Source organism: Ruegeria sp. K7, from assembly GCF_056531785.1.
In genome coordinates this window covers 441,448-467,833 of record NZ_JBQFMJ010000001.1, presented here as the reverse complement: position 1 = coordinate 467,833, position 26,386 = coordinate 441,448, and the positions used below count along the sequence as shown (strand labels likewise).

The following is a 26,386-nucleotide window of genomic DNA, read 5'->3' as shown; positions in this document are numbered from 1 at the left end:
GTCCGCTCTCTTTTAGTAGCTCGCCTGCACGGCGTTCAGCGCACGCTGATCAATAACTGGGCGGGCACGAGTCTGGGCATCGCGCACATAGGCGTCAAAAATGTTCTGAGCCAGTGCCTGGTTCATCTGGACTTCCAGCGCGGCTTTCATCTGGCGCAGTTCGTCGGTCTCAGCCGGCGGTAGCAGTTCATCCAGCCTGACGATCAGGGCGGCATTATTGCCGGGGACAACCCGCAATTCCCCCGGCTCCATTTCAAAGACCTGGGTCATGAATCCGACCGGAGCGTCATCAAGGAAAGCGGTGCGGGTCAAGGCGTTTTCTACCCGGAACGGCAAACCTGTCGCGGCAAAGTCGCCGTCGGTCGCCAGTTGGGTCAAGACAGTGTTGGCCTGATCCTGCAAGGCCTTGCCTGTTTCAGCCTGAACCCATGCCTCGGCCACACGGTCACGGGCGGTCTCAAGCGGTTCAGGCCGCTGCGGCAGAACCTCATTCAGGCGCAATGCGAAAATCGAGCCGTCTTCGAGAAAGCCGATTTCGGGGAAGTCGCCTTCGCGAACGGCTTCGGCAGCGGCACGAAAGCCCTCATATGCGGCGACACCTTCTTCGTTCTCACGGGTCCATTCGATCTGGCCCAGTTCCATCTCGGTTTCGCCTGCCAGTTCTTCCAGGGTGGCCCCACCGGCAAGCATGTCGTTGATGTCCTCGGCCTGCGCCTCGATCAGACGCCGTGCACGCTCGGCTGCCAGTTCCTCGCGCAGGTCAGGGGCAGCGTCTTCAAACGGGATGTTGTTTGCTGCCAGTGATCCGTTGATCCGGAACAGCGCAGGGCCAAACACGGACGGCAGAGGTCCAACCACGGCATCAAGATCTGCCTCAAAAACAGCATCGGCCGCTTCGCCGAGGTCTTCGCGGGTCACGTCGCCCAGATCAATGTCGCTCAGTTCGAGGTCGCGATCGCGCACTAGCTGTTCAAATGTCGTGCCGCCAACCTCGAACTGCGCCATGGCATCCATAGCGGCCGCTTCGTCCGAAAAGGCCAGCCGTTCGACGAGGCGTCGTTCCGGTTGCTGGAATTCAGCGATGCGCTGATCGTAGAGGCTGCGCAAGGCGTCGTCCTGGATTTCAACGCTGTCGAGCAACATTTCGGGCGACAGGATCGCGTACGTCAGGCGTTTGGTGCGGGGCAGGGTGAAACGATCCGTGTTTTCGTCGTAATACGTTTGCAACTGCTCGTCCGTGGGTTCAGCAATCGGTGCGGTCAGGGCATCGGCCCCAAGTGTCGCGACGGTAAAGCTGCGCCGTGCGCCGACATAGTCCGTCAATACGTCCGACAGCGTTGCAGGCATTACGACGCCGCCGACAACCGCCCCTTGGACAATGGTCCGCGCGGATTCCTTGCGAAGATCAGCTTCGAACTCGGCATCGGTCATCCCCGCCTGTTCCAGTTGGAACTGGTAGGTCTCGCGGTCGAAATTGCCGTCCACGCCCTGAAATGCCGGGATCGCGACGATTTCCTTCTGCAGGTTTTCATCGCCAATCGAAACGCCCAGCTGAGCCACTTCGTTGTTCAACGCAGCCAGAGCCGTCAGACGGGACAACGCCAGTTGGCCCAGTCCCAACTCCTGTGCCTGCGACATTTGCAGGGCCTGACCTGTCTGGGCCTCGACCGCGCGGATTTCACGCTGCAGTTCGCGCACATATGCGTTGATCGGAACCACTTCATCGCCGACCTGCGCCACCGTCCGCACCGTACCGCTGAGGTTTACGGCGCCGAACCCTGCAAGTCCAAGCATCAGCAAGCCCATGAGAATCCAGACGAAGGTCTTTGATAGGTTTTTCATGCCTGCGGCCATGGACGCCCTCTTTCATGCTTTTGTCGGCAGATGACTGCCCTGTTGGTTGCGGCCCTGAATACGACGCGGACCGCCGGGGGGCAAGATCAGATGGAAAGCGCCTGAAGACGGTCGAACAATCGTTCGATACCCACGCGGTCGATGTTGGCAAAAGCGATGCGCACCTGCCGTTGGCCCGCCGCATCCTCAGTGGGTGTGAACATGGTACCTGGCAACAGCAGAACACCAGCTTCGGCCACCAGCTTTTGGGCAAGCTCATCTGACGGAATGTCGAATGGATGTTCAAGATATGCGAAATACGCGCCCAGCCCAAGCAATCGCCAGCCCTTAGCCGCCAGTCTGGGCATCTCTTCCGCGATGGCTGCACGGCGATCCAGGATTTCATCACGTTCGGACGCAAGCCATTGTGACAGGTTCTGCATCCCCCACAACGCGGCGAACTGGCCAATCTGACCCGGGCAGATAGCAACCGTGTCCAGAAACTTTTCGATCTCGGCCAAAAGTTGCGGACTTGCCGCGATGGCTCCGACCCGGTGGCCGGTCAGACGGAAGGCCTTGGAAAACGAGTAGAGATGAACAAATGTATCCTGCCAGTCGGGCTGACGGAACAGTTCATGCGGAGCACCGGACCGGCTGTCGAAATCCCGATAGGTCTCATCCACCAACAGTTTGACGCCGGCCTCACGGGCAAGATCATAGAACGCCCCAACCAGTTCGGAAGGGTATTCGACGCCGCCTGGATTGTTCGGAGTGACCAGCGCAATCGCGCGTGTCTTTTCGGTGATCAGGTCTCGGGCCCGTGCCACGTCCGGCAGCAGATCATCACCCGTGGGAAGATCAATAGCCCGCACACCAGCCATGTCGAGCCACATTTTATGATTGAAATACCAAGGGGTTGGCAGGATAACCTCGTCCCCCTGATCCGTGATCGCGGCGATCACAGCAGAAAATGCCTGATTGCATCCTGATGTGATTGCGACCTGTTCCGGTTCGACATGGGACTGATAATGTGCCCCGATCTGGCGGGCCAGCTCTGTGCGAAGGTCGGTATTGCCCAACACAGGCCCGTAAAGATGGGCGCTGTTTTCGGAAATCGCGAACTCTGCCATTGCCTTTCGCAGTTCGAGTGGCGGAGGGTCCACGGGCGCGGCCTGACTGACATTGATCAGAGGCCGGTCTTCGGGAAACTCGACGCCTTCCAGCCAGCGTCGCGCCTCCATCACCGGAGGGGCGAAAGTGGCGGTGGTGCGTGTATGTGTCATGCGGTTTTTGCGAGGCACTGCCCCGCGCTCCGAGGTATTTTGAACAGAAGAAACCGCGGCGTGGGATCAATCGGTGCCGCGATAAGGCTCGACATATTGCAGGGCCATGTCCCAGGGGAAGAAAATCCACGTGTCCTGGCTGACCTCGGTGATGAAGGTGTCCACCATCGGACGACCTTTGGGCTTGGCGTAGACTGTGGCGAAATGCGCGTTGGGATACATGTCGCGTACAAGTTCCAGCGTTTTGCCGCTGTCGACCAGATCGTCGATGATCAGCACACCAGTTCCGTCGCTCATCAGCTTGGCATCCGGTGCCTTGAGCACTTCGGCCTCGCCTTGTTCCTGATGATGGTACGAGCGGACGCTGATCGTATCGACCGTGCGAATATCCAGTTCCCGGCTGACGATCATCGCAGGAGCCATACCGCCCCGAGTGATGGCCACGACCGCGCGCCAGGCGCCGTCGTCGGGCCCCTGGCCATCGAGACGCCACGCCAGGGCGCGGGAATCGCGGTGAATCTGGTCCCAGCTGATATGAAACCCTTTTTCGTGCGGCAAGCGGTCTTTGGCGCTCATCTGATCAACCCTTTTCAATATCCGGCGCATCGACGGCTTTCATGCCGACGATGTGATACCCCGAATCCACGTGCAGATTTTCACCGGTTACACCGCTGCTGAGGTCGGACAACAGGTATAGGGCGGATTTGCCGACATCGTCGATGGTCACGTTCCGGCGCAGGGGTGAATTATATTCGTTCCACTTCATGATATAGCGGAAATCGCCGATACCGCTTGCCGCCAGTGTTTTGATCGGACCCGCGGAAATAGCGTTTACGCGAATCCCGTCCTTGCCCAGGTCTTCAGCCAGATATTTGACCGATGCCTCCAGCGCGGCCTTGGCGACGCCCATCACGTTGTAGTGCGGCATCACCTGCTCGGCCCCGTAATAGGTCAGCGTGATTGCGCTGCCGCCTTCGGACATCAGTTTTTCTGCGCGCTGCATCACTGCGGTAAAGGAATAGACCGACACGTCCATCGTCAGGTTGAAATTAGCCCGTGACGTATCGACATAGCGCCCGCGCAGTTCGTTCTTGTCCGAGAATCCGATGGCATGGACGATAAAGTCCAGCTTGCCCCATTTTTCAGAAAGCTGCGCGAACAACCCGTCAATGGATGCCTCATCACTGACGTCACAGGGCAACACGATATCGCCACCCAACTGGGCCGCCAGTGGGTCAACCCGTTTTTTCAACGCATCGCCCTGATACGAGAAGGCCAGCTCAGCGCCTGCTTCGGACAGGGCGCGGGCGATTCCCCATGCGATTGATTTGTCATTGGCCAGTCCCATGATGAGGCCGCGTTTTCCGGCCATCAACTGATTAGACATATTTGGATCTCCGCCTGTCCCGGTTTTATCAGAGTGGTTTAGGCCATTGGATGCGCTGCTTCAAGGCTGAGCGGGTCTTGCCCGCAGCGGGTTCTCGCCTTAGGGTCGTCAACATTACTTTCCAGGGGATGGAAATGAACGAGCGTAGCGGCATTTTTGCCGGAACTGATCCGTTTGAATTGGCGGAGCGGTGGCTGGGCGAGGCCAGAGAGTCTGAACCTAACGATCCGAATGCGATTGCTTTGGCGACCGTAGATTCGGACGGGATGCCCAATGTGCGCATGGTTCTGCTTAAGGAAATCGAGCCGGACGCCTTTGTATTCTACACGAACTATGGAAGCGCCAAGGCAGTGGAACTGGAAAGTGCCAGCAAAGCGGCTTTTGTCATGCACTGGAAATCCTTGCGGCGGCAGATCCGAGTTCGTGGTACAATATCGCGCGAGGATGGTCCGAAGGCGGATGAATACTATGCCTCGAGATCACTGAAAAGCCGTTTGGGGGCCTGGGCTTCCAAACAATCGCAGCCGCTGAGCAGCCGGTCGGTTCTGATGGCGGAAGTGGCGAAAGTAACGGCGAAGCTTGGACCCAATCCGCCACGCCCGCCGTTCTGGGGCGGGTATCGGTTGGAGCCGACGGAAATCGAGTTTTGGGCCGATGGTGCATTTCGTTTGCATGATCGGTTCAGATGGCGGCGGGATCAATCGGGTTCCGCGTGGCAAGTGCAGAGGTTGAATCCATGACGTTCGCGTATCGTGAAATGCAACACGCAGAAAACAATGATTTTTTTCAGCTTGAATTTGCGCGCCATTCCCATACACATCAAACCCTTAACGAAGTGCTAATTTTCGCGATGGTAAAACAGTGCCAGAAGATCTGAACAACATGTACCGCGTACGTGGACACGTTAAATGGTTCGATCCCGCAAAGGGGTACGGATTTGTTGTGTCCGACGAAGGCGGCCCGGATATTCTGTTGCATGTGAACGTGTTGCGCAATTTCGGGCAAAGTTCGGTCGCCGATGGCGCTGGTATCGAGATTATGACGCATCGCACCGATCGCGGTGTTCAGGCGGTCGAAGTCGTGAGCGTCGATCCTCCCGCACGCGCAGATGCCATGCTGCTGGCCGATTTCGCCGATCTTGACCCGGTCGTGATTGCCAACGCACCGCTTGAGGCGGCGCGCGTCAAATGGTTCGACAAGGGCAAGGGCTTTGGCTTTGCAAATGTCTTTGGCCGTGATGAAGACGTTTTTCTTCACATCGAGGTTCTGCGCCGGTCCGGGCTGGCCGATCTTCAGCCGGGCGAGGCCCTGGCGATGCGTGTTATCGACGGCAAGCGGGGACGTATGGCGGCGCAGGTACTGGCCTGGGAAGCTGCCCTGGACGCATAAGTGCCAATGATCAGGTTTCTCTCGGTTCTCATTATTCTTTCATTAATGTGGGCTGAAACCGCATTGGCGGCCTGTCGGGAAGACAGGATCTATGTCAGGAACGACAAAACTCACATTCGGTTTGATATCGAACTTGCGATCTCGCCTCAGGACCGTGCGCGCGGCTTGATGTTTCGGGAATCACTGCCGACACAGTCGGGGATGCTGTTTGTCTTCGATCCGCCGCAACCCGTGGCGTTCTGGATGAAGAACACGCTGATTTCTTTGGACATGATTTTTCTGGATCGGTCCGGGTCCGTAATGAAAGTGCACCACAATGCGGTTCCGGGTGATCTGACCCCTGTCGACGGTGGGGGTAACGTATTTGCGGTATTGGAAATTAATGCCGGTCTCGCGGCGCGGTACCTGATAACGCCCGGTTCCCAGATGAGGCACAAAGTTTTTTCGCGCGGACCTGCGATTTGGCCCTGTTAGGGCTTTTCAAATCAAATCGGCACGTTTAGGAAGGCGCACGGTCCGGGGCGTGGCGCAGTCTGGTAGCGCACCTGTTTTGGGTACAGGGGGTCGTAGGTTCGAATCCTGCCGCCCCGACCACTTTTTCGATCAAATCGGATTCCCGCCAAATTCGGAGTACAGCCGCGAAAAATCGCGATTAACCATCTCGCTTTGCACTGGAATCTTCACGGTCTTCCCACTTTTCTGCGGCACCAGAAAAAACAACTCGGCATCAACCCGATAGCCAGCCTGGATCTTGCTGGAATGCAGATACGTCACGATCTGCGGCAGGTTTTGAGGATAACCGTCAAAGTTGAGAATCAGATAGGCCGTCATGTCGGGGGGCAGCAACTCACGACATTCGACGGTGTTTCGGTCGGTTTTTACATATTTGTTGCCCGGGCCCGCGCAGTCGGTTTCAAACGCACTGAACAGCTTTTGGGGATACTCCGGGAATTGAGCGCTGCGCGATGACGGGGACGTGTCTTGTGGTGTGCAGGACACGATCAGCGCGGCAACTGGCAGCAGATGAAGCAGATTCATATGTAAAACCAACAGGGTTCAGATTTTAGCGATGATTTCACTATGACACGGGACCGGCGCGCGGGACGATGATTCTCTGGCCCGAGCATTAACATCGCGTTGCATGATAATTGGCCGATAACCACGGCGAGAAAAAAGAGAAATCAATTTGAGCCGACCGGCTGTCAGGTCCTGCGTGGGTGCGTCTTACCTGTGGAGGAATCGTGGACAAGTGAATTGCGGACTCGTCATGGGATGAGGTCAACAAAAAAGATTTGAAAAAAGATCGAAAAAGCCCGTTGACCACATATGGGTATATACGTCAGATTGTATGGGCCGAAAGACGTGCCACAATATCTGGTAGGCACTTACCAGAATAAGGCAACGGGCGAGGGACGGAAAGCATACCAATGCCACGTGCAGCCGAATTGTTCGGCTATGCGCTGTCAAAGGCAGCGACCGATACCCTTTTGTCCGGAAATCGGTGGCAGGCGGTCGACACCCCGCAAACAAGATTTGGTGTCGAAAACCGAAAATTAAGCTGGTTGTAGCTAGGGCGGCGGACATGAAGATTGACAGAAAATTCACCAAATCCGGGCAGGATGCATATGCAGATCTGGAATTTGTTTCGGCAACATCCGAAATCCGCAACCCGGATGGGACAATTGTTTTCCGTCTCGAGAATATCGAAATCCCTTCAAGCTGGAGCCAGGTTGCCAGCGATGTCATCGCCCAAAAATATTTCCGCAAGGCTGGTGTTCCGTCCAAGCTGAAGAAAGTCAAAGAAAAGGACGTTCCCGAATTCCTGTGGCGCTCGGTTCCCGCTGAAGACGCTGAGTTTGACGGCGAAATCTCGTCCAAGCAGGTGTTCGACCGTCTGGCCGGCGCTTGGGCGTATTGGGGCTGGAAAGCCGGGTACTTCTCATCCGAGGATGATGCGCGCGCTTACTTTGATGAGATGCGCTATATGCTGGCCACCCAGCGCGCGGCGCCGAACAGCCCGCAGTGGTTTAACACCGGTCTGCACTGGGCTTACGGCATCGACGGTCCGGCTCAGGGCCACCACTATGTCGATTACAAAACCGGCAAGCTGACCAAATCGAAATCCGCTTACGAACATCCGCAGCCGCACGCGTGCTTCATCCAGTCGGTCGATGATGATCTGGTGAACGAAGGCGGCATCATGGATCTGTGGGTGCGCGAGGCGCGCCTGTTCAAATACGGCTCTGGTACCGGGACCAACTTCAGCCATCTGCGTGCAGAAGGTGAGGCGCTGTCGGGTGGTGGTAAGTCCTCGGGCCTTATGGGCTTTCTCAAGATCGGCGACCGCGCCGCTGGCGCGATCAAATCAGGCGGGACAACCCGTCGAGCAGCAAAGATGGTGATCGTCGATGCAGATCACCCGGACATCGAGCAATTCATCGAATGGAAGGTGATCGAAGAGCAGAAGGTGGCCTCGATCGTTGCCGGATCGAAGATGCACGAGAAGATGCTGAACGGCATTTTCGAGGCCATCCGAAGCTGGGACGGCGCGCAAGACGACGCGTACGACCCCAACAAGAATGATAGCCTGAAGAAAGCGGTGCGCGAGGCGAAGAAAGTCGCGATCCCAGAGACTTACATCAAGCGCGTGCTGGATTACGCGCGGCAGGGACACGACAGCATCGAGTTCCCGACCTACGACACGGATTGGGATTCGGAAGCCTACAGCTCGGTTTCAGGTCAGAACTCGAACAACTCGATCCGCGTGACCAATGCGTTCCTGACCGCCGTTGAAAAAGACGCGGATTGGGAGTTGATCAACCGCACCGATGGCAAGGTCGCCAAGACCGTCAAAGCACGCGATCTGTGGGAGAAGGTGGGCCACGCCGCATGGGCCTGCGCTGACCCGGGTATCCAGTTCCACGACACCGTTAACGAATGGCACACTTGCCCCGAAGATGGTGAGATTCGCGGGTCGAACCCGTGTTCGGAATACATGTTCCTCGACGACACGGCCTGTAACCTGGCCTCGATGAACCTGCTGACCTTCCTCAAGGATGGTGAGTTTCAGGCGGCGGACTACATGCATGCTTCGCGCCTGTGGACCCTGACGCTGGAAATCTCGGTGACCATGGCGCAGTTCCCGTCGAAGGAAATCGCGCAGCTGTCTTATGACTTCCGCACGCTGGGTCTGGGTTACGCAAACATCGGCGGCCTGCTGATGAACATGGGCTACAGCTATGACTCGGATGAGGGGCGTGCGATCTGTGGCGCGTTGACTGCAATCATGACCGGTGTGGCCTATGCGACCTCGGCGGAGATTGCGGGCGAGCTTGGCCCGTTCAAAGGCTACGAGCGCAACGCCGACCATATGCTGCGCGTTATCCGCAACCATCGCCGTGCCGCACAAGGTGTGACCAATGGATATGAGAAACTGGCCGTCAAGCCGGTGCCTCTGGACCACGGCAACTGTCCGGACAAGCGTCTGATCGACCTGGCCATGTCCGCCTGGGATGAGGCGCTGAGCCTCGGTGAAAAGAACGGTTACCGCAATGCGCAGGCCACGGTGATCGCGCCGACCGGTACCATCGGCCTGGTGATGGATTGCGACACTACCGGGATCGAGCCGGACTTTGCGCTGGTGAAGTTCAAGAAGCTCGCGGGTGGCGGCTATTTCAAGATCATCAACCGCTCGGTGCCGTCGGCGCTGGAGAAGCTGGGCTATTCCTCGTCTCAGATTGAAGAGATCGTGGGTTATGCGGTTGGTCACGGCACCATCGGCAACGCGCCGGGGATTAACCACACCTCGCTGACCGGACATGGCTTTGGCCCGAATGAATTGGCCAAAGTGGATGCCGCGCTGGAAAGCGCCTTTGATATCCGGTTCGTCTTCAACCAGTGGACATTGGGCGAGGACTTCTGCACCGGCGTTTTGGGTATCCCAGCCACCAAGCTGAATGACCCGACATTCGATCTGCTGCGCCATCTGGGCTTTACCAAAGCGGATATCGACGCGGCGAACGACCATGTCTGCGGAACCATGACGCTGGAAGGTGCGCCGCATCTGAAAGAAGAACACTATTCGATCTTCGACTGCGCCAACCCATGCGGCAAGAAAGGCAAGCGTTTCCTTGGGGTTGATAGCCACATCACCATGATGGCAGCAGCGCAAAGCTTCATCTCGGGCGCGATCTCGAAAACGATCAACATGCCGAATGACGCGACCATCGAGGACTGCCAGAAGGCCTATGAATTGTCGTGGTCGTTGGGTGTGAAGGCCAACGCGCTGTATCGCGACGGCTCGAAACTGTCGCAGCCTCTGGCCGCGGCGCTGGTCGAGGATGACGACGAAGCGGCAGAAGTGCTGGAAAGCGGTTCGGCGCAGGAAAAAGCCGTCGTTCTGGCCGAGAAAGTGATCGAGAAGGTTGTGGTCAAGGAAATGATCCGCAGCCATCGCGAGAAACTGCCGCATCGCCGAAAGGGATATACTCAAAAGGCGATCGTGGGTGGCCACAAGGTCTATCTGCGGACCGGTGAATTCGAGGACGGCAAGCTGGGTGAGATTTTCATCGACATGCACAAGGAAGGTGCCGGCTTCCGGGCGATGATGAACAACTTTGCCATCGCTGTGTCGGTTGGTCTGCAATATGGCGTACCGCTTGAAGAGTTCGTGGATGCGTTCACCTTCACCAAGTTCGAACCGGCAGGGATGGTACAGGGCAACGACTCGATCAAGAACGCGACGTCGATCCTGGATTACATCTTCCGCGAACTGGCGGTGTCTTATCTCGACCGCACCGACCTGGCCCATGTGAAGCCCGAAGGCGCAACCTTTGATGATCTGGGCCGGGGAGAGGAAGACGGGTTGTCGAACGTTTCGGAAATTAGCGAAACTGCGGCGTCCAAGTCCCTGGAAGTACTGAAGCAAATCAGTTCGACTGGCTACCTTCGCAAGCGATTGCCGCAGGACCTGATGGTGTTCAATGGCGGGCAGTCCGGCGCGAACGGCATGGCCGAATCCGCAGCGCAATTTGCGGCACCGGTTGCGGAGACAGCCGTCGCGACCAGCATGGACGCCCGTACGAAGGCGAAGATGCAGGGATACGAGGGCGACCCGTGTGGAGAATGCGGAAACTACACGCTGGTGCGGAACGGTACCTGCATGAAATGCAACACCTGTGGCGCGACAAGCGGGTGTAGCTGACGTTTAGCGCCCTGGCACCCCGGGGCGCAGGGGTCGGATGCTGCCACAGTGACCGGCCCCGACGAATACGGAGAAAGGCTCTGAGACTTACCAACTGACCTTTCTCCACTCGGCCGACATGCCCGTGTTGGCCGGGAACAGGGTGGGGCGGAATATCGGTCCTTCCCACTCTTTCACGGGGCGGGTGCGCTCGTCCCATGCGCAGTCCAGGCCGCAGGCAAAAAAACACCGGGCGGTCAACGATACGAGCCTGGAAGGCGAAACTGACAGGGGGCTTCGGCCCCCTTTCTTTTTTGACCTGAGCAAAGCCTTGCCGGAATGCGCTCCTGTCATCGGGCAAGATCCGCCGAACAGAACCTCGAGTGTTTTTCTTGGCGGTGGACCGCAGATACGACTCTGCAAAACACGCAATGATTGGCCTTAATTGTACACCCTCAACTATTGCGAGTTACAGAAGACGTCAATCGGGTGTTTCTGGGGCCTGTCCGGACAGAAAACAGACAACAAAACTCTCAGGAGGCACCGAAATGAAACGCCAAAATCTGGCTGTATTCTCAGCAATCGTACTTGGATTGCCCACACTGGCCGTCGCTCAATCCTCAGTGGACACAAACGGGGATGGCGTACTGACAATTGAAGAAGTGCAGGCAATTCTGCCCGATGTCGACGCAGACGGGTTCTCGACCATGGATGCAAATGGCGACGGCGCGCTGGATCAGGCCGAGATTGCCGTCGCACAGGAAGCGGGTTTGCTTCCATCTAGTGACGGCTAAATCCGGGTGCGGGAAAGCGGCCTGAGCATTTCAGGCCGCTTTTCAGTGTCTCATCTCGGCAAGTGAATGTTGAATCTGCTTCGAAGTTCAGCATCCAACAGCGGGTCGAATTGTGCCGGCGACGGTGTTGACAGGATTTCCTCTTTTCGCTTGATCGCTTTCTCAATCAGATCAGGTTTGCCGAGTTCCACCCATTCCTTGGGTGAGGAGCGATCGCCGAAGGTCGGATAGACATAATCTGCCTGCATGCGGCTGAGCGTGGCATCCGTGCCAAGGTAGTGACCCGGTCCGCCCATGCAGACGGCCGCCATCTGGTCCAGCGCCAAAGTTTCGTCCGTCACTTCGATCCCGCGCACGCAGCGCTGCGCTTGGCCGATCAGGTCATCGCTGAGGATCAGGCTTTCAAAGCAGAAGCCCAACAATGAGGCGTGCATTCCAGCCGCTTCGTAGACCATGTTCAGGCCCGACAATCCGGCCATAACGTTCGAGCACATCTGCTCCCACCCGGCCTGCATGTCCGGAAGTTTCGCATCCGATGCTCCGGCGGCGGCACCGCCCGGAAGGTCGTAGAACCTGTGCATCTGGGCGCAGCCCGCGGTCAGAAGGGCCTGTTCACCCGAACCGATGGACATCGCGCCGGTGCGCAGGTCCAGACCAAAGGGCCAGGTGCCAAAAACGGCTGGCGCACCGGGTTTGACGGCATTGACGTAAACCAGACCGGCCAGGCATTCCGCCGTTGCCTGAGTGATTGCGCCCGCAATCGTCGAGGGCGCAGTTGCCCCGGCCATTCCCGCCGACAGCAGCAGGACCGGCATCCCGGCCTTGATGCATTCTTCCATCACTTCGCAGCTTTCCGTTGCGAATTTCATTGGCGGAACGACAAAGCAGTTCGAGTTGGACATGAACGGCCGCTCGCGCCATTTGTCCTCGCCGCCCGCGATCATGTGCAGCATTTCTATCGCCGGGGCCACATGGCTGGGTTCGGTAAAGGATGTGCCGATATGTTTGAACGTGCCCGAGGTCGTGGCGTAGACTGTGTTCAGATCCATCTCAAGGTTGTCCGCAATATCGCGACAAACCATCGGACGCTGCACAAAGTGAATGTTGTCAAGCTGCTGGCAGATGCGTGAGGCGTCATGCAGATCCTGCACGGTCGAATCGCGGTATTCCTGGCCGTGTACATCGACCATGCTGACAGCCGCGCCAGCCGTGCCGTAATGAACACGCGTGCCTGACAGTTCCAGATCGGTCTTTCCATCCCGGCTGTAAAGCGTCACGGAACGATTGGCTTTGGCGATGGTATCTTCCACCAGCGCACGCGGGAACCGGATGCGACCGTCATCACCCAGGGTACAGCCTGCGGCAACAAGATAATCGATCCCGCTTTGCGGCGCATCCGCAAGGCCAATCGTTTCCAGCGCTGTCAGCGCAGCTTCGTGAATGCGTTCCAACTGTGCTTGGGTCAGCACGTTCAGGGTACCGCCCTCCATCCCGGGCCGCACGGGGCGCAGGTGATCGGGCAGAGCAGAGGCACGGGCGGCACGGCGCGCGGAGCGTCCGCCGCTGCGAGAGGAAGTACGGGTTTGGTCGTTCATGTGTTTGGTCCGGATTAAGAGCTGTTCCTGAAGAGTGGCTTAATTCACCCTGGGAATGGTCTTCCCCGCGCCGCACGCCCGCGGTCCGCACCAATGGTGCGGCTGATCAGGCGGATTTTCCAGTAGTCGCTTTTCATGCGGACCTCTTACGTTGGCCGTAGTTATCCTTCACCCGGCGACATGATCTGTCCTGTTTGCGACCCAAACTTAGAAATAGGTCGCCATTGCTCCCTTTCTTTGTCGAATGGGTTTCAGCGTGAGATTTCTTCCCGTTCGGGTGGAAATCTGATATAGTGGGATCACTATTTTTTAACCTGTCTGTTATCAGAATTGAAATATCGGTTCTCGGACCCAATGTTCGGGTAAATGGTTTGTAAGCGCCCCGAAATTCCCGCTCATCGGGGCTGTAACATGTTGGAGACGTGAATGAAATTCAGCACGGCCCTCATTGTCGCAGTGACAATGTTAAGTGCCGTCCCGGCGGTCGCCGAGGATTGGACCGGGGGTTATGCAGGATTCAGCTTTGGGTATACTGAAGCGGATGGCCCCAACGGATCCAGCGGTGACGATTCCAGTTTTGGACTCCATGTCGGCTATGACCACGATTTCGGAAGCTTCGTTCTGGGAAGCGAATTGGAATACAATCACCTGTCGCTGAACCTCGGTCAGGGGGAAGGGACATTAGACAGTCTGACACTGCTGAAATTGCGCGGCGGGTACGATTTCGGACCGGCGCTGGGGTATGTGGTGGTCGGCGCCGCACGGATCGATACCTCCGCCGACAATGACACAGCAGCGGTCTACGGAATCGGCGTTGCCTATCCGGTCAATGACAGATTCATCATCAGCGGCGAGGCGCTACGTCAGAATTTTGACAATGTGACCCGATCAAATGGCAGTCTTGGCGCCAACACTTTCAATCTGCGGACGACCTTCCGGTTCTGATCACTGTTTCGGCTTCTCCCGGGAGCGTTCATTGCCAAATCACGCAGTGTTTGCAGCGCTGCAATAAAGAGGTCGTTTTCGATCGTCATCGCAACCCGGATGTGACTAGCCGCAACTCTGCCCAAGCTCTCACCTTGCCTCACCGCAATGGAATGCGTTTCGAGCAGCGCCATTGCAAATGCCTCACCACTTCGCCTGTTGATACGAACATTCAGCATCAAATACATGTCCCCTGTTTGGGCACCAGCCTGACAACGTTCCGAGTGCTCAACAGTTTGATAGCCAAGGTTCGCCGATTGCGGACGAGTTCCGAGAATTCCTGTTTCATATCACTGCCCGAGTTCAACGCAATACTCGCGGCGTCCTGAATAGACCCGGGAACACCATTCATGGTGTGTGTTGCCAGATTAACCAGTTGGGAGTTGACGTCTTCAATCTCGACGATCCAACTGCGGCGCGAGCCTGTCGTAATATGTGATTTGGACATTGAGCCGACGACCAAGATGCGTTCGGCCATACCCGGCTCAGTACGAGGCGAAATATGGACGCCACCCCAAACCTGAGTATCATCGACTTCGTCCGAAATCAGTCAAAGGTCGCGTGTTCGGCAAATACCAGAGATGCTTTGAAACGGGTCGGCGGAAAAGACCGCTCCGGTTGGATTGGTGGGCAAGGTTGATCTGCAAGGACAACGCCCCCGTCGGCTGCGGTATCGCTCCGTTCTGCGCTTGGCGGGAACTCGTTTTTCGGCTGGGTCTGAATGGCGTTGTATTGTCAATCAGCTACGAGGTGGCAACTCAGCCTGTACTTTTTTGGTAAGCGATTTGCGCACAATGTCATAGGAAGCGGTCAGTCGGTGGCGCATCTCGTCGGCATCCGTTTCCCATGGCAGCAGCAACCAGCTGCGGTGGAAATAGGGCGCTTTGGTGCCGACGCCCGCTTCGATCAGCATCTGCGCAGTGTCGACATCAGGGGTTTTTACTGAAACGCCGGTGCCCGCCGTGCCAATGCAGGCAAACATCTTGCCGCCAATCTTCCACGCGTCATGACCGCCACCCCAGGGGTCGGACACTTCCGCTCCGGGTAGGTCACGGCATATGGAGTTCACGAGATCTCGGCTCATACAAGGCAGAGTGCCCCGTCATACGCGCGATCACAAGCCTTGGCTTGACGTGTTTTACGTGGTAATCGGTCCTCATGAACCGGATAACCTGCATCATTATCTGCTGCATTACCTGCTGATTTCTCAAGCGGGCCGGTTTCTTTCGTTTTCATCCCTGAGACAAGTTGCTAAGCCCGCGCCAACGCGCAAGCTATTGCTGTTTCTTAGGAGCCCACCAGATGACGACCATCAGACTGCACAACACACGGACGCGGACGAAGGAAGATTTCGTGCCGATCGATGCCGACAATGTGCGGATGTATGTCTGCGGCCCGACCGTCTATGACCGCGCGCATCTTGGCAATGCCCGGCCCGTGGTGGTGTTCGATGTGCTTTATCGATTGCTGCGCCATGTCTACGGCCCGGAACACGTGACCTATGTGCGCAACTTCACGGATGTGGATGACAAGATAAATGCGACGGCGCTGGCCCGAAAGCAGGCAGGCGCGTTCGGGTCGCTTGAGCAGTTGGTGCAGGAGCGTTCGGATGAAACCATCGGCTGGTATCTGCACGACATGGGCGCCCTGGGGGCGCTGGAGCCGAACGAGATGCCGCGAGCGACACAATTTGTCGAGCAGATGATTGCAATGATCGAAGACCTGATCGCAAAGGGGCACGCTTATGCCGCCGAAGGTCATGTGCTGTTCGCGGTGGACAGTTGGAAGGAAGAATACGGAAACCTGTCTGGGCGGTCGGTCGACGACATGATCGCAGGCGCGCGTGTCGAGGTTGCGCCCTATAAGAAGAATCCGATGGATTTTGTGCTGTGGAAGCCCTCGACCGATGAGTTGCCTGGTTGGGAGTCACCCTGGGGCCGTGGACGTCCGGGATGGCATATCGAATGCTCGGCCATGGCTTATGAACTCTTGGGCGAAAGCTTCGACATTCATGGGGGCGGCAATGACCTGATGTTCCCGCATCATGAGAACGAAATCGCCCAAAGCAAGTGCGCGCATCCGCATGGTGAGTTCGCAAGGGTCTGGCTGCACAATGAGATGTTGCAGGTCGAAGGGAAGAAAATGTCCAAATCTCTGGGCAATTTCTTTACCGTACATGATCTGCTGGAGCAGGGTGTGCCGGGCGAGGTGATCCGCTTTGTGTTCCTGCAAACTCACTACCGCAAGCCCATGGACTGGACGGAGAAAAAGGCGCGCGAGGCCGGGGGGACGCTGCGCAAATGGCGGACGCTGACAGCGGGCATCGAGCCCGCCGGCAGCGTGACACCCGCGTTTGTGGAGGCGCTGGCCGATGATCTGAATACTGCGGGTGCCGTCGCGGAACTGCACCGGCTCGCAGCGAACGGGGACGCTGCTGGTCTGTTGGCTGGTGCCCGTCTTCTTGGGCTTCTGACGGATGAGATGGGGGACTGGGCGCATACAGATAGCGTCGATTTGTCCGGCCATGCCGAAAAGCTTGTTCAGGCGCGGGCTGCTGCCATGCAGAGCAAGGATTTCGCTGAAGTGGATCGTCTGAAAGCCTTGTACGTTTCCGCAGGCATTGAAGTTCGGATGAGTAAGGACGGTGTCGAACTGGTCCCCGGCGCGGGCTTTGATGCATCCAAGCTGGAAGGTGTGTGATGACCAAGGAACGGCTCTATCTTTATGACACCACCCTGCGCGATGGGCAGCAGACACAGGGCGTTCAGTTCTCGACCGCTGAAAAGGTCCAGATCGCGCAGGCGCTGGATGCGCTGGGGATTGACTATGTCGAAGGCGGCTGGCCGGGTGCCAACCCGACGGACAGTGCGTTTTTCGATGTGGCACCAAAGACTTCGGCCTGTCTGACCGCGTTCGGGATGACCAAACGCTCGGGTCGGTCCGCAGACAATGATGACGTTCTGGCGGCGGTGATGAATGCGGGAACGCAGGCGGTTTGTCTGGTGGGGAAATCACATGATTATCACGTGACCGACGCGCTTGGCATCGACCTTGCGGAAAACACCGAGAACGTACGGGCCTCGGTCGCGCATGTCGTGGCGCAGGGTCGCGAGGCTTTGTTCGATGCCGAGCATTTCTTTGATGGATACAAGGACAATCCGGACTATGCGATCTCGGTTTGTCGCGCAGCACTGGACGCCGGTGCGCGCTGGGTTGTGTTGTGTGACACTAATGGTGGTGCCTTGCCTGCGGAGGTCGGGCGCATCGTTTCCGAGGTGATTGCCGCCGGGCTGCCTGGGGATCGTCTGGGTATTCACACCCATAACGACACGGAAAACGCGGTGGCCTGTTCGCTGGCCGCGGTAGATGCAGGCGCGCGCCAGATACAGGGTACGCTGAACGGATTGGGCGAGCGATGCGGCAACGCCAATCTGACTGCCCTGATTCCGACGCTTTTGCTGAAGGAACCCTATGCCTCGACCTATGAGGTTGGCGTCAGTCACGAAGCCTTGTCCGGTCTGACGCGGATCAGTCGGATGCTGGACGACATATTGAACCGGGTGCCCAGCAAGCAGTCGGCTTATGTCGGGGCCTCGGCCTTTGCGCATAAGGCAGGGCTGCATGCCAGCGCGATTCTTAAGGACCCGTCGACTTATGAACATGTCGACCCGGCGACTGTTGGCAATTCGCGCATCATTCCGATGTCGAACCAGGCCGGGCAATCGAACCTGCGCAAACGCCTGACCGAAGCCGGGCTGACGGTCGAAGCCGGCGATCCGGCGCTGGGGCGCATACTGGAGGGGATCAAGCAGCGCGAGGCGGTTGGGTATTCCTACGACACCGCACAGGCGAGCTTTGAATTGCTGGCCCGTGCGGAACTGGGGCAACTGCCTCAGTTCTTCGAGGTCAAGCGTTACAAGGTCACGGTTGAGCGGCGCAAGAACAAATACAACAAGATGGTCAGCCTCTCCGAGGCCGTCGTTGTAGTGAAGGTCGACGGGGAAAAGAAACTGTCGGTCAGTGAATCGCTGGACGGCGACGGCAGCGACCGGGGCCCGGTCAACGCCCTCGCCAAGGCGTTGGCCAAGGATCTGGGTCAGTATTCGCGGATACTGAATGACATGCATCTGGTCGACTTCAAGGTGCGCATTACTCAGGGCGGCACCGAGGCGGTCACGCGGGTCATCATCGACAGCGAAGACGGGCAGGGACGTCGATGGTCAACTGTTGGTGTCAGTGCCAACATAGTTGATGCCTCGTTTGAGGCGCTGCTGGATGCGATCCAGTGGAAACTGATACGCGACTGCAATCCGCGTTCGGAAGCGGCAGAGTGAGCGTGCAATTCGACGACGATCTCAAGGCCTGTGCGCAACTGGTGCACCGGGCGGATCCGGATCGATTCATGGCGGCAATGGCCGCCCCGGTTCCTGCACGCGCGGTCCTGTTTCCCATTTACGCACTGAATGTCGAAGTTGCGAGGGCGCCGTGGGTGACGCAAGAGCCGATGATCGCGGAAATGCGCCTGCAATGGTGGCGAGATGCGCTTCAGGAAATCGCCCAAGGCCCGACGGTAAGACGGCATGAGGTCGTGACGCCGCTATCCAGGGTTCTCAGCCCTCATCTGGCCTCGGCTATGGATGAATATGTGGCGGTAAGGCGTTGGGATATATACAAAGACTCTTTCGAAGATGAAGAGCACTTCGATACCTATATCGACCAGAGTGCGGGAACATTGATGGTCGCGTCAGCGCAGGCGCTCGGCGCTGCAGATGAAGCCGTTTTGCGCGATTTTGGCTATGGCGTCGGGGTCGCCAACTGGTTCCGCGCCATCCCCGAGCTTGAGGCGCGCGGCCGCATTCCTTTGTTGAAGGGAACACCCGATGCCGTACGCGCATTGGCGCAGGCTGGGCTGGATCGGCTGAACAGCGCGCGCGCAAGGCGGGCGGATGTTTCAGTGCAGGCCAGACCCGCGCTATTCGCTGGCTGGCAGGCGGACTGGGTGTTGAAGCAGGCGTTGGCGCAGCCTGAACGCGTCGCCAATGGCACATTGTGGCAAGGGGAAGTCAGTCGCCGCGCGTCACTGATGTGGCGGTCCGTCAGCGGTCGCTGGTAATACGTTTGTCAGGCTGTTTCGGCCTCGGCCGGTTTAAGAACCAGCCACAACAATGCGCCACCGGCCAGCGTCAACAATGGGATCATGGCCAGATTGACGGCCGTCCATCCCTCGACCGGTGAACCGCCCGAGCAGTTCAACAGTCCCCCCGATGCCAGCGACGCCAGAGTAACACCGCCAAATACCAGCAGATCGTTCAGTCCCTGCATCCGTCCACGCTCGTTCAAGTCGTGCGAGTCCGCGAGCATGCTGGTCGCGCCGATAAAGCCGAAATTCCAGCCGATCCCGAGCAGGATCAGGGCAACAAAGAAATTGCCAAGCTCAACGCCTTGCAGGGCAACGACGCCGGCCGCTGCCAGAATGGCCAGCCCGAGCGCGACGATCTTTTCAACCCCGAACCGGGCTATCAGTTGGCCGGTGAAAAAGCTGGGGACATACATCGCCAGAACATGGCTGGTCACGATATCCGCCGCATCATTCGGGCTGAAACCGCAACCTACAACCGCCAGTGGAGTGGATGTCATTACAAGGTTCATCAGCGCATAGGACACCATGGCGCAAATCACCGCCACCGCAATGCGCGGCGTCCGGAGCATTTCGATCCGCGTTCTGCCCTTCGGCGCGTCTTCGGCGGGTTTTTCCGGTGTGGGAATATCGAGGAAAAAGAACAGGGCCGACCCGAATACGTTTACGGCAATCACGGCCAGATAGGTGCCGAGAAATGGAATGACATACGCTTGCGCCGTCAGCTTGACGATCTGGGGTCCTATGATTGCAGCGGCAAGCCCACCGGCCATGACGTAGGAAATCGCCTTCGGACGAAAGCCGTCTGACGCAGTATCGGCGGCGGCAAAACGGTAAAAGCCATGTGCGCTCATATAGATACCGGTCAACAGGCTGCCCAGCAGGAAGATCGGGAAAGACCCCAGGTACAGGCCGTACGCCCCGACAACGCCACCACAAGCTCCGGCAGTCGCACCAACCAGAAAACCCACCCGGCGACCCCATTTCTGCATGATCGCCGAGATCGGTGTGGCGGCCAGCATCGACCCCAGCACGATCAGTGAGATAGGCAATGTTGCAAGGCAGGGGTTGCTGGCTAGCGACTGCCCCGCCAACCCGCCGACAATGAACATCATCGGCATTTGCGCGCCCAGAATGGCCTGCGCGGCAACCAGAACCGCTACGTTGCGTTTGGCCTGAGAATTGTCGGGAGAGGCAGTGATCATCGTCATGGGGCATGGGTATCGGTGAAATCCCCGGCACACAAGCGGGTTGCATATGCGGCATATGTGCCTAACGTGCGGCCCGTATCACACTATGGAGAGGCCATGTCCGTCGGACGCATCATCGAAACGCCCGAATGCGTTGCCGAAGGGGCAGGGTGGCTGGCAGAAACCTGTCCACGCATGGCCCACGCGATGGACCAAACCGGGCCATTGCCCTTGCGTCGTCGCCCGGATGGATTTGCGCAGCTGCTCAGTGCGATTGTCAGCCAGCAAGTCAGCGTGGCTTCGGCCAATGCGATCTGGAAACGGCTGCAGGATGCCAAGCTCACTGGACCAAGCAAGATCATGTGGGCGACCGATGACGATCTGCGCGCCGTGGGGCTGAGCCGTCAGAAAATCCGATACGCCCGCGCGCTGGCCGAAGCACGTATTGATTACAGGGCATTGCGCGATGCTCCTAACGCGGATGTTGTGGCCACATTGACCGAAGTGCCAGGCATCGGCGTCTGGACCGCCGAGATCTACGCGATGTTCTCGTTGGGCCGCGCGGACGTGATCGCGCCTGGGGACCTGGCATTGCAGGAGGCTGCGCGAATTCTGTACGACCTGCCAAAACGCCCGACGGAAAAGGAGTTGCGCCAAATGGCCGAAGCCTGGTCACCGTGGCGGTCGGTTGCGGCGCGGGTATTGTGGGCCTATTACCGGGTCGCGAAAGAACGAGAAGGGATCAGATGACACGGGTTTTGAATGCGCTCCGGAAAGAGCCGGTTTCGGGGGATACACGCTCGGTCGTGGTATTCGTGCACGGTTACGGCGCCAATGGGGCTGATTTGCTGGGCCTTGCCGACCCGCTGGGCGAACATCTGCCCGACACGCTGTTTGTGGCCCCGGATGCGCCGGAACAGATCCCCGGAATGCCCAACGGGTTTCAGTGGTTTCCGATCCCGTGGATCGATGGCTCGTCCGAGGAAGAGGCGCGCCGGGGCATGGAAATGGCGGCCCAAGACTTCAACGCCTTTCTTGACGCACTGATGGTGGACGAGGACGTGCTGCCCGAACAGGTGGTGCTGTTCGGCTTTTCGCAGGGCACCATGATGAGCCTGCACGTCGCCCCCCGGCGCGAAGACCCGGTTGCCGGTATCGTGGCCTTCTCGGGCCGGTTGCTGGAGCCTGACATGCTGGCCGAGGAGACCGTCAGCCGCATGCCGATTCTACTGGTCCATGGCGATTCTGATGATGTCGTGCCTCCGCAATCGCTTCCCGAGGCGGCGGAAGCTTTGCAAGGCGCTGGTTTCAAAGAGATTTACGCACATGTCATGAAGGGCACGGGCCACGGAATCGATCCTGACGGACTTGGCGTGGCCTTGGCGTTTATGCGCGACAAGTTGAGCTTGTAAGCATTTCTGAGAGCCAAATAACGAAGTAGTGGGCGCGGGTTTCTCCGCCCTCAGTTTTCTGAGATTGCAACACGGCTGCATGGAACCATCCTGTTTTGCAGATTAGCTGCGTTTGTATGCGATTGCTTTGTCTGGGCGATAACACCTCGCGGATCAAAGCCTAACAGTCACTTCTTCGCGCCTTGAGCCGCGAAGGAGTGATTTGGCAAAGCCCAATAGACGCGCTTCAATGAGGTCAGGGAGGTTTGCCATGAAGAATCCGGAGTCCTTTGAAAAGTTCTACTTCGCCAAAGTCGGGATGGGCGAGGCTTGTGGCTGCGCCGAACGCATTATTGATGTCTTCGAGTTCAACAGAATGGGAGGCGCGCACTCAAAGCAAGCTGTGAAACGCGAGGGTGGAAAACGCCGATCCTTCCGGGCCTGGGCTGTCAAATACGGTCTTCTGAGCCGAAAACGGCAAAGCTAGCACAAAACCCTCTGTAGAGCTTTAGGAAGCTCATTGTCATTTTTTTGGAAACAGTTCGTCCTGCCCAAGGTGAACTCGCACAATACACTTTGTTCATCCCATTTTCTTGTTTCCTTCCACTCAACACCGGCCACCTAGAGTTTTGGTTGCTGAATCCGATTATGTGGGGAAGCTCGTTACCAGCAACCTAACTGCTGACGGTAGATGCGAGTCGGGTTGGAAGTGTTTCGGTCTTTTTTATTTACGTTCAGGCGAACACTGGCATGATGAAGCGGCTTCCGGAATTTATCTTTAAGGAACACGATAATACGAAAATATCCTAATGGATATTACCGGTTCCGCGATATCGTTCTTTGGCTGGTGGTGCCCAAGGAGAGACTCGAACTCTCACGCCCGTGAAGGCGGGGGATTTTGAATCCCCTGCGTCTACCATTCCGCCACTTGGGCCACGAACACTGGATTATCGCCCAACGCGGGGAAGGTCCAGAGGCAAAAAACAACCAGTATCCGGATTGTTTGCCTTTGAACGGTTGACGCCCCGGTGGGCGCATGGTTTGCCTTGCCGGGTGTGAGATTTGGACCTTAGTGTTTTATGTTGCGATCCCTTTATGACTGGACCATCCGTCTGGCTGAACATCCGCATGCTCTTTGGGCGCTGGCCATTGTGGCATTTGTGGAAAGCTCGTTCTTTCCGATCCCGCCGGATGTGCTGATGATTCCAATGATCCTGGCGCGGCCGTCGCGGGCATGGCTCATCGCGACCGTTGCCCTCGTGGCTTCGGTGCTGGGGGGGATGCTGGGATACGCGATCGGAGCCTTCTTTTATGAAAGCATCGGCCAACCGGTCCTTGAGGCGATGGGCAAAGGCCATGCCATGGAAGAGTTCAACGAGCGTTTCAATGATTTCGGATTCTGGGCTGTGCTGACCGCAGGCGTGACGCCATTCCCCTACAAGGTCATTACGATCATGTCCGGCTGGACCGGGATGCCCTTTGGGACGTTTGTTGCGACCTCAATTCTGGCACGGGCCTTGCGGTTCTTTGTTGTTGCAGGGCTTTTGTGGGGGTTCGGCGAACCGATACGCGATTTCATTGAAAAGCGCCTGGGCCTGATGTTTACCGTGTTCATCTTGCTGTTGTTCGGCGGATTTTTCGCGGTGAAGTACCTATGACCAACCGAAACAAATTAGTGCTGATTGCGGCCGCTGGGTCTGTCGCCTTGCTGTTGGGGGCATGGGGATTCCAGTACCTTGGCGGGTTGGCACCCTGCAAGATGTGCATTTGGCAGCGGTATCCGCACGCCGCCGCAGCGTTGATTGGTGCCGTGGCGCTTGCCTTGCCACGGGTCTCGGTTCTGCCGCTTCTGGGGGCTTTTGCCGCTGCGACCACGGCGGGTATCGGTGTGTATCACGCCGGCGTCGAGCAGAAGTGGTGGGAAGGTCCCAGCAGCTGCACGTCCAGCGACATTGGTGGGTTGTCGACGACCGAGTTGATGGATCAGATCATGAACGCGCCGCTGGTGCGCTGTGACGACATCCCGTGGGAAATGCTTGGTCTGTCCATGGCAGGGTGGAATGCCGTATTGTCGGCCGGTCTGGTTCTGGTCTGGCTTGCAGCGTGGCGGGCCCGGTAAACGTCAGATCTGATCCAGTTCCGCATCCCAATACAGGAAGTCGATCCAGCTGTCGTGCAGATGGTTGGGCGGGAACTTGCGCCCGATATTGCGCAGTGCCTCGGCATCGGGTTGGCGGGGTGGCTTGCGCAGAGACATGCCAGCTTGCCGCAGCGATTTTGACCCTTTTCGCAGGTTACATGGGCTGCATGCTGCCACCACGTTCTGCCAGCTGGTCACGCCGCCCGCCGCGCGCGGAACAACGTGGTCAAAAGTCAGGTCGCCTCGGCTGCCGCAGTACTGGCAACAGAATTCATCCCGCAGAAATAAATTAAAGCGCGTGAAGGCCACGCGCTTTCTGGGTTTTACATAGTCTTTCAGAACAACGACCGAAGGTATTCGTATCTCGGTACTGGGACTGCGGACAACTTCGTCATATTCGGCCACGATGTCGACCCGATCGAGCCAGGCGGCCTTGATCGCCTCCTGCCATGGCCAAAGAGACAGAGGATAATAGGACAGGGGGCGATAATCAGCGTTCAGGACCAGTGCCGGATGACGCCTGAGTGCACCGGGTTCCCTGACAAATTCGGTCCTGAAGTCTCCGTCCATAACAGAATCGCTCCTCGCTCTGCACTGCCCGTTTTTTGACATCAGAGCGGGGAACACCCGCCCCGGCCTTAACTTAACTATATATCGTGTTAAAACTCTGACAAGCCCTGATTTTCCACAATATCTCGGGGATTGATTAATGCGAATCCGTAACAATCGCGTGACAGTTATCCACAGCTTGCGCTAGGTAGTTTCTGCGCGCTATGGCGTAGTTCATGTCCTGGTTCATTCGCTTCAATAAACCTTTCGATGTCCTGCCGCAGTTTACCGACAGGGCGAACGGAGATTCGCCGCGCAGCACGCTGTCCGACTACATCGATCTGCCCGGTGTCTATCCGGCCGGACGGCTGGATCGGGACAGCGAGGGTTTGCTGCTGCTGACGGATCACGGAAAGCTGCAGGCACAGATTTCCGACCCGAAACACAAGATGGCCAAGACCTACTGGGTTCAGGTCGAGGGTATTCCCGACGCTGCCGCGATGAAGGCGCTGCGCGAAGGGGTCGAACTGAATGATGGGCCAACCCGACCCGCAAAGGCGCGGGTGATTGACGAACCGGAAAGTCTTTGGCCCAGGACGCCGCCAATCCGGGTGCGTCAGACGGTTCCTGATTGCTGGATCGAACTGACCCTGCGCGAAGGGCGCAATCGGCAGGTGCGCCGGATGACGGCAGCGGTCGGACATCCCACATTGCGTCTGGTTCGCGCCCGCATCGGGGATTGGACGCTGGAGGGATTGCAGCCGGGGCAATGGGAAAGCCTGCCCATGCCTGAGGTTTCCGCAGCACCGCAACGAAAGAGGGACCGCAGACCGCGACGGTGACAGAAGGCAGGGCCTGAGGTACACTGGGCTCATGAAAGTCACACCGGACATACCGCGCCCGTCGGCAGTTCTGGAGGCGGCGCTTTACGTCAATGATCTGGACGCGGCAGAGCGTTTTTACGGCGACATTCTGGCGTTGGAGAAAATCCAGCGCGTGGACAACCGGCACGTGTTCTTCCGCGTGGGCCGTTCCGTGTTGTTGTTGTTCAACGCCGAGGAAACGGAACAAGCACCGCGAAATCCTGACTTGCCGGTGCCGCCGCATGGCGCGCGCGGGCCCGGGCATGTGTGCCTTGCCATTTCGCGGGTCGAAATGGACGCAATGCGCAAGCATCTGCTCGATTGGAACGTACCCCTGGATGCCGAGTTTGATTGGCCAAACGGGGCCCGTTCGCTGTATGTGCGGGACCCGGCCGGCAATTCGGTCGAGTTTGCCGAACCGCATTTGTGGGGCTGAAAGGGACTGTCCTTGGATCGTCCGGGGGAAAGTTCGGGAAACACCGTCAGATATGCGGCTTTGCACGGGCTTGCGGGATGCGGGGGTTGACAAGCGATGTATTGGAATGAAACGTCGTAAGTGTTGGGAGATTTTTGAAATTCAGGTGCGTGAGCCCGTTTTGTCGACGGGGGAACTTGCTGTGTTGACAAGCTCTTAGGAGGGGTTGTTTACGGATCTTCCGACCACAATAA

Annotated in this window: 27 protein-coding genes and 2 tRNA genes; 17 read left to right on the top strand and 12 right to left on the bottom strand. The window is 57.8% G+C overall.

Annotated elements, in window-relative coordinates; translation table 11 throughout:
• Positions 1-12 precede the first annotated feature (12 nt).
• The 4 genes from ACR0FE_RS02305 to fabI all read right to left on the bottom strand — a co-directional run bounded on the left by ACR0FE_RS02305 (position 13) and on the right by fabI (position 4,503).
• Positions 13-1,854 carry a SurA N-terminal domain-containing protein gene (locus ACR0FE_RS02305; protein WP_480910720.1) on the bottom strand — a complete coding sequence of 614 codons (1,842 nt, stop codon included), beginning with the start codon at positions 1,852-1,854 and terminating at the stop codon, positions 13-15.
• Between the two features lie 86 nt (positions 1,855-1,940).
• Positions 1,941-3,116: an aminotransferase gene (locus ACR0FE_RS02300; protein WP_480910717.1), complete on the bottom strand. Its 1,176-nt coding sequence runs from the start codon at positions 3,114-3,116 to the stop codon at positions 1,941-1,943.
• A 66-nt stretch (positions 3,117-3,182) separates the two neighbouring features.
• Positions 3,183-3,692 carry a xanthine phosphoribosyltransferase gene (gene gpt, locus ACR0FE_RS02295; RefSeq protein ID WP_170614934.1) on the bottom strand — a complete coding sequence of 170 codons (510 nt, stop codon included), beginning with the start codon at positions 3,690-3,692 and terminating at the stop codon, positions 3,183-3,185.
• A 4-nt stretch (positions 3,693-3,696) separates the two neighbouring features.
• Positions 3,697-4,503, bottom strand: coding sequence for an enoyl-ACP reductase FabI (gene fabI, locus ACR0FE_RS02290; protein WP_480910714.1), 807 nt, complete (start codon positions 4,501-4,503; stop codon positions 3,697-3,699).
• A 134-nt stretch (positions 4,504-4,637) separates the two neighbouring features.
• Between fabI and pdxH the strand changes: the two genes are divergently transcribed.
• The 4 genes from pdxH (at position 4,638) to ACR0FE_RS02270 (ending at position 6,486) form a co-directional block, all read left to right on the top strand.
• Positions 4,638-5,243, top strand: a complete 606-nt coding sequence (gene pdxH / locus ACR0FE_RS02285) for a pyridoxamine 5'-phosphate oxidase (protein WP_480910711.1) — start codon at positions 4,638-4,640, stop codon at positions 5,241-5,243.
• Positions 5,244-5,385: 142 nt separating this feature from the next.
• Positions 5,386-5,892: a cold-shock protein gene (locus ACR0FE_RS02280; protein ID WP_480440326.1), complete on the top strand. Its 507-nt coding sequence runs from the start codon at positions 5,386-5,388 to the stop codon at positions 5,890-5,892.
• A 6-nt stretch (positions 5,893-5,898) separates the two neighbouring features.
• Complete coding sequence (locus ACR0FE_RS02275; RefSeq protein WP_480910709.1) at positions 5,899-6,366, top strand: DUF192 domain-containing protein; 468 nt, start codon at positions 5,899-5,901, stop codon at positions 6,364-6,366.
• Between the two features lie 43 nt (positions 6,367-6,409).
• Positions 6,410-6,486, top strand: a tRNA-Pro gene (locus tag ACR0FE_RS02270).
• Positions 6,487-6,495: 9 nt separating this feature from the next.
• On the opposite strand, the gene ACR0FE_RS02265 is transcribed toward ACR0FE_RS02270, so the two are convergent.
• The gene (locus ACR0FE_RS02265) at positions 6,496-6,930 is read right to left on the bottom strand and encodes a hypothetical protein (RefSeq protein WP_480910706.1); all 435 of its coding nucleotides are present in this window, start codon (positions 6,928-6,930) and stop codon (positions 6,496-6,498) included.
• Positions 6,931-7,474: 544 nt separating this feature from the next.
• Between ACR0FE_RS02265 and ACR0FE_RS02260 the strand changes: the two genes are divergently transcribed.
• Both ACR0FE_RS02260 and ACR0FE_RS02255 read left to right on the top strand, forming a co-directional pair.
• Positions 7,475-11,095, top strand: coding sequence for a vitamin B12-dependent ribonucleotide reductase (locus ACR0FE_RS02260; protein ID WP_480910703.1), 3,621 nt, complete (start codon positions 7,475-7,477; stop codon positions 11,093-11,095).
• A 527-nt stretch (positions 11,096-11,622) separates the two neighbouring features.
• A complete protein-coding gene (locus tag ACR0FE_RS02255) occupies positions 11,623-11,868 on the top strand; it encodes an EF-hand domain-containing protein (protein WP_480910701.1) in 246 nt (81 codons plus the stop codon).
• A gap of 50 nt (positions 11,869-11,918) precedes the next feature.
• Here ACR0FE_RS02255 and ACR0FE_RS02250 read toward each other — a convergent pair whose 3' ends face one another.
• Positions 11,919-13,463, bottom strand: a complete 1,545-nt coding sequence (locus ACR0FE_RS02250; protein WP_480910698.1) for a trimethylamine methyltransferase family protein — start codon at positions 13,461-13,463, stop codon at positions 11,919-11,921.
• Positions 13,464-13,889: 426 nt separating this feature from the next.
• Here ACR0FE_RS02250 and ACR0FE_RS02245 point away from each other — a divergent pair, with 426 nt between their 5' ends.
• Entirely contained in the window at positions 13,890-14,408 is a 519-nt protein-coding gene (locus ACR0FE_RS02245) for an outer membrane protein (protein ID WP_480910697.1), read from the top strand.
• A 217-nt stretch (positions 14,409-14,625) separates the two neighbouring features.
• Here ACR0FE_RS02245 and ACR0FE_RS02240 read toward each other — a convergent pair whose 3' ends face one another.
• From ACR0FE_RS02240 to ACR0FE_RS02230, 3 genes are all read right to left on the bottom strand, one after another.
• Positions 14,626-14,925 (bottom strand): aminotransferase class I/II-fold pyridoxal phosphate-dependent enzyme, encoded by a 300-nt coding sequence (locus tag ACR0FE_RS02240; RefSeq protein ID WP_480910695.1) that lies wholly within the window; start codon positions 14,923-14,925, stop codon positions 14,626-14,628.
• A gap of 261 nt (positions 14,926-15,186) precedes the next feature.
• Positions 15,187-15,531, bottom strand: a complete 345-nt coding sequence (locus tag ACR0FE_RS02235) for an MmcQ/YjbR family DNA-binding protein (RefSeq protein WP_170614945.1) — start codon at positions 15,529-15,531, stop codon at positions 15,187-15,189.
• Positions 15,528-15,683: a hypothetical protein gene (locus tag ACR0FE_RS02230; protein ID WP_480811607.1), complete on the bottom strand. Its 156-nt coding sequence runs from the start codon at positions 15,681-15,683 to the stop codon at positions 15,528-15,530. Before ACR0FE_RS02230 ends, ACR0FE_RS02235 begins: the two co-directional genes overlap by 4 nt.
• Positions 15,684-15,749: 66 nt before the next feature.
• Here ACR0FE_RS02230 and cysS point away from each other — a divergent pair, with 66 nt between their 5' ends.
• The 3 genes from cysS to ACR0FE_RS02215 are packed head-to-tail and all read left to right on the top strand — an operon-like array spanning position 15,750 to position 19,560.
• The gene (gene cysS / locus ACR0FE_RS02225; protein ID WP_480811606.1) at positions 15,750-17,147 is read left to right on the top strand and encodes a cysteine--tRNA ligase; all 1,398 of its coding nucleotides are present in this window, start codon (positions 15,750-15,752) and stop codon (positions 17,145-17,147) included.
• On the top strand, positions 17,147-18,781 hold the full coding sequence (gene cimA / locus ACR0FE_RS02220) for a citramalate synthase (protein ID WP_480910693.1): 1,635 nt from the start codon (positions 17,147-17,149) through the stop codon (positions 18,779-18,781). The genes cysS and cimA overlap by 1 nt, the downstream gene beginning before the upstream one ends.
• Before the next feature lie 2 nt (positions 18,782-18,783).
• The gene (locus ACR0FE_RS02215; protein WP_170615109.1) at positions 18,784-19,560 is read left to right on the top strand and encodes a squalene/phytoene synthase family protein; all 777 of its coding nucleotides are present in this window, start codon (positions 18,784-18,786) and stop codon (positions 19,558-19,560) included.
• Between the two features lie 8 nt (positions 19,561-19,568).
• Here ACR0FE_RS02215 and ACR0FE_RS02210 read toward each other — a convergent pair whose 3' ends face one another.
• Positions 19,569-20,795 carry an MFS transporter gene (locus ACR0FE_RS02210; RefSeq protein WP_480910690.1) on the bottom strand — a complete coding sequence of 409 codons (1,227 nt, stop codon included), beginning with the start codon at positions 20,793-20,795 and terminating at the stop codon, positions 19,569-19,571.
• Positions 20,796-20,891: 96 nt separating this feature from the next.
• Here ACR0FE_RS02210 and ACR0FE_RS02205 point away from each other — a divergent pair, with 96 nt between their 5' ends.
• The 3 genes from ACR0FE_RS02205 to ACR0FE_RS02195 all read left to right on the top strand — a co-directional run bounded on the left by ACR0FE_RS02205 (position 20,892) and on the right by ACR0FE_RS02195 (position 22,652).
• A complete protein-coding gene (locus ACR0FE_RS02205) occupies positions 20,892-21,524 on the top strand; it encodes a DNA-3-methyladenine glycosylase family protein (protein ID WP_480910689.1) in 633 nt (210 codons plus the stop codon).
• Complete coding sequence (locus tag ACR0FE_RS02200) at positions 21,521-22,186, top strand: alpha/beta fold hydrolase (RefSeq protein ID WP_170805657.1); 666 nt, start codon at positions 21,521-21,523, stop codon at positions 22,184-22,186. Before ACR0FE_RS02205 ends, ACR0FE_RS02200 begins: the two co-directional genes overlap by 4 nt.
• Before the next feature lie 250 nt (positions 22,187-22,436).
• A complete protein-coding gene (locus tag ACR0FE_RS02195) occupies positions 22,437-22,652 on the top strand; it encodes a hypothetical protein (protein WP_170677246.1) in 216 nt (71 codons plus the stop codon).
• 361 nt (positions 22,653-23,013) lie between these two features.
• On the opposite strand, the gene ACR0FE_RS02190 is transcribed toward ACR0FE_RS02195, so the two are convergent.
• Positions 23,014-23,099, bottom strand: a tRNA-Leu gene (locus ACR0FE_RS02190).
• Between the two features lie 145 nt (positions 23,100-23,244).
• On the opposite strand from ACR0FE_RS02190, the gene ACR0FE_RS02185 reads away from it, so the two are divergent.
• Positions 23,245-23,823: a YqaA family protein gene (locus ACR0FE_RS02185; RefSeq protein WP_480910685.1), complete on the top strand. Its 579-nt coding sequence runs from the start codon at positions 23,245-23,247 to the stop codon at positions 23,821-23,823.
• Complete coding sequence (locus tag ACR0FE_RS02180) at positions 23,820-24,284, top strand: disulfide bond formation protein B (RefSeq protein WP_480910683.1); 465 nt, start codon at positions 23,820-23,822, stop codon at positions 24,282-24,284. The genes ACR0FE_RS02185 and ACR0FE_RS02180 overlap by 4 nt, the downstream gene beginning before the upstream one ends.
• Before the next feature lie 3 nt (positions 24,285-24,287).
• Here ACR0FE_RS02180 and ACR0FE_RS02175 read toward each other — a convergent pair whose 3' ends face one another.
• Entirely contained in the window at positions 24,288-24,875 is a 588-nt protein-coding gene (locus ACR0FE_RS02175) for an HNH endonuclease (RefSeq protein WP_170614955.1), read from the bottom strand.
• Positions 24,876-25,090: 215 nt separating this feature from the next.
• Between ACR0FE_RS02175 and ACR0FE_RS02170 the strand changes: the two genes are divergently transcribed.
• The gene (locus tag ACR0FE_RS02170; protein ID WP_480910680.1) at positions 25,091-25,696 is read left to right on the top strand and encodes a pseudouridine synthase; all 606 of its coding nucleotides are present in this window, start codon (positions 25,091-25,093) and stop codon (positions 25,694-25,696) included.
• Between the two features lie 31 nt (positions 25,697-25,727).
• Complete coding sequence (locus ACR0FE_RS02165) at positions 25,728-26,153, top strand: VOC family protein (protein ID WP_170614957.1); 426 nt, start codon at positions 25,728-25,730, stop codon at positions 26,151-26,153.
• Positions 26,154-26,386 lie beyond the last annotated feature (233 nt).

What these genes read in the sequence shown, in the direction of transcription:
- ACR0FE_RS02305 (WP_480910720.1), bottom strand. Translation starts at nt 1,854, where the DNA reads ATGGCCGCAGGCATGAAAAACCTATCAAAGACCTTCGTCTGGATTCTC.
- ACR0FE_RS02300 (WP_480910717.1), bottom strand. Translation starts at nt 3,116, where the DNA reads ATGACACATACACGCACCACCGCCACTTTCGCCCCTCCGGTGATGGAG.
- gpt (WP_170614934.1), bottom strand. Translation starts at nt 3,692, where the DNA reads ATGAGCGCCAAAGACCGCTTGCCGCACGAAAAAGGGTTTCATATCAGC.
- fabI (WP_480910714.1), bottom strand. Translation starts at nt 4,503, where the DNA reads ATGTCTAATCAGTTGATGGCCGGAAAACGCGGCCTCATCATGGGACTG.
- pdxH (WP_480910711.1), top strand. Translation starts at nt 4,638, where the DNA reads ATGAACGAGCGTAGCGGCATTTTTGCCGGAACTGATCCGTTTGAATTG.
- ACR0FE_RS02280 (WP_480440326.1), top strand. Translation starts at nt 5,386, where the DNA reads ATGTACCGCGTACGTGGACACGTTAAATGGTTCGATCCCGCAAAGGGG.
- ACR0FE_RS02275 (WP_480910709.1), top strand. Translation starts at nt 5,899, where the DNA reads ATGATCAGGTTTCTCTCGGTTCTCATTATTCTTTCATTAATGTGGGCT.
- ACR0FE_RS02265 (WP_480910706.1), bottom strand. Translation starts at nt 6,930, where the DNA reads ATGAATCTGCTTCATCTGCTGCCAGTTGCCGCGCTGATCGTGTCCTGC.
- ACR0FE_RS02260 (WP_480910703.1), top strand. Translation starts at nt 7,475, where the DNA reads ATGAAGATTGACAGAAAATTCACCAAATCCGGGCAGGATGCATATGCA.
- ACR0FE_RS02255 (WP_480910701.1), top strand. Translation starts at nt 11,623, where the DNA reads ATGAAACGCCAAAATCTGGCTGTATTCTCAGCAATCGTACTTGGATTG.
- ACR0FE_RS02250 (WP_480910698.1), bottom strand. Translation starts at nt 13,463, where the DNA reads ATGAACGACCAAACCCGTACTTCCTCTCGCAGCGGCGGACGCTCCGCG.
- ACR0FE_RS02245 (WP_480910697.1), top strand. Translation starts at nt 13,890, where the DNA reads ATGAAATTCAGCACGGCCCTCATTGTCGCAGTGACAATGTTAAGTGCC.
- ACR0FE_RS02240 (WP_480910695.1), bottom strand. Translation starts at nt 14,925, where the DNA reads ATGGCCGAACGCATCTTGGTCGTCGGCTCAATGTCCAAATCACATATT.
- ACR0FE_RS02235 (WP_170614945.1), bottom strand. Translation starts at nt 15,531, where the DNA reads ATGAGCCGAGATCTCGTGAACTCCATATGCCGTGACCTACCCGGAGCG.
- ACR0FE_RS02230 (WP_480811607.1), bottom strand. Translation starts at nt 15,683, where the DNA reads ATGAAAACGAAAGAAACCGGCCCGCTTGAGAAATCAGCAGGTAATGCA.
- cysS (WP_480811606.1), top strand. Translation starts at nt 15,750, where the DNA reads ATGACGACCATCAGACTGCACAACACACGGACGCGGACGAAGGAAGAT.
- cimA (WP_480910693.1), top strand. Translation starts at nt 17,147, where the DNA reads ATGACCAAGGAACGGCTCTATCTTTATGACACCACCCTGCGCGATGGG.
- ACR0FE_RS02210 (WP_480910690.1), bottom strand. Translation starts at nt 20,795, where the DNA reads ATGACGATGATCACTGCCTCTCCCGACAATTCTCAGGCCAAACGCAAC.
- ACR0FE_RS02205 (WP_480910689.1), top strand. Translation starts at nt 20,892, where the DNA reads ATGTCCGTCGGACGCATCATCGAAACGCCCGAATGCGTTGCCGAAGGG.
- ACR0FE_RS02200 (WP_170805657.1), top strand. Translation starts at nt 21,521, where the DNA reads ATGACACGGGTTTTGAATGCGCTCCGGAAAGAGCCGGTTTCGGGGGAT.
- ACR0FE_RS02195 (WP_170677246.1), top strand. Translation starts at nt 22,437, where the DNA reads ATGAAGAATCCGGAGTCCTTTGAAAAGTTCTACTTCGCCAAAGTCGGG.
- ACR0FE_RS02185 (WP_480910685.1), top strand. Translation starts at nt 23,245, where the DNA reads ATGTTGCGATCCCTTTATGACTGGACCATCCGTCTGGCTGAACATCCG.
- ACR0FE_RS02180 (WP_480910683.1), top strand. Translation starts at nt 23,820, where the DNA reads ATGACCAACCGAAACAAATTAGTGCTGATTGCGGCCGCTGGGTCTGTC.
- ACR0FE_RS02175 (WP_170614955.1), bottom strand. Translation starts at nt 24,875, where the DNA reads ATGGACGGAGACTTCAGGACCGAATTTGTCAGGGAACCCGGTGCACTC.
- ACR0FE_RS02170 (WP_480910680.1), top strand. Translation starts at nt 25,091, where the DNA reads ATGTCCTGGTTCATTCGCTTCAATAAACCTTTCGATGTCCTGCCGCAG.
- ACR0FE_RS02165 (WP_170614957.1), top strand. Translation starts at nt 25,728, where the DNA reads ATGAAAGTCACACCGGACATACCGCGCCCGTCGGCAGTTCTGGAGGCG.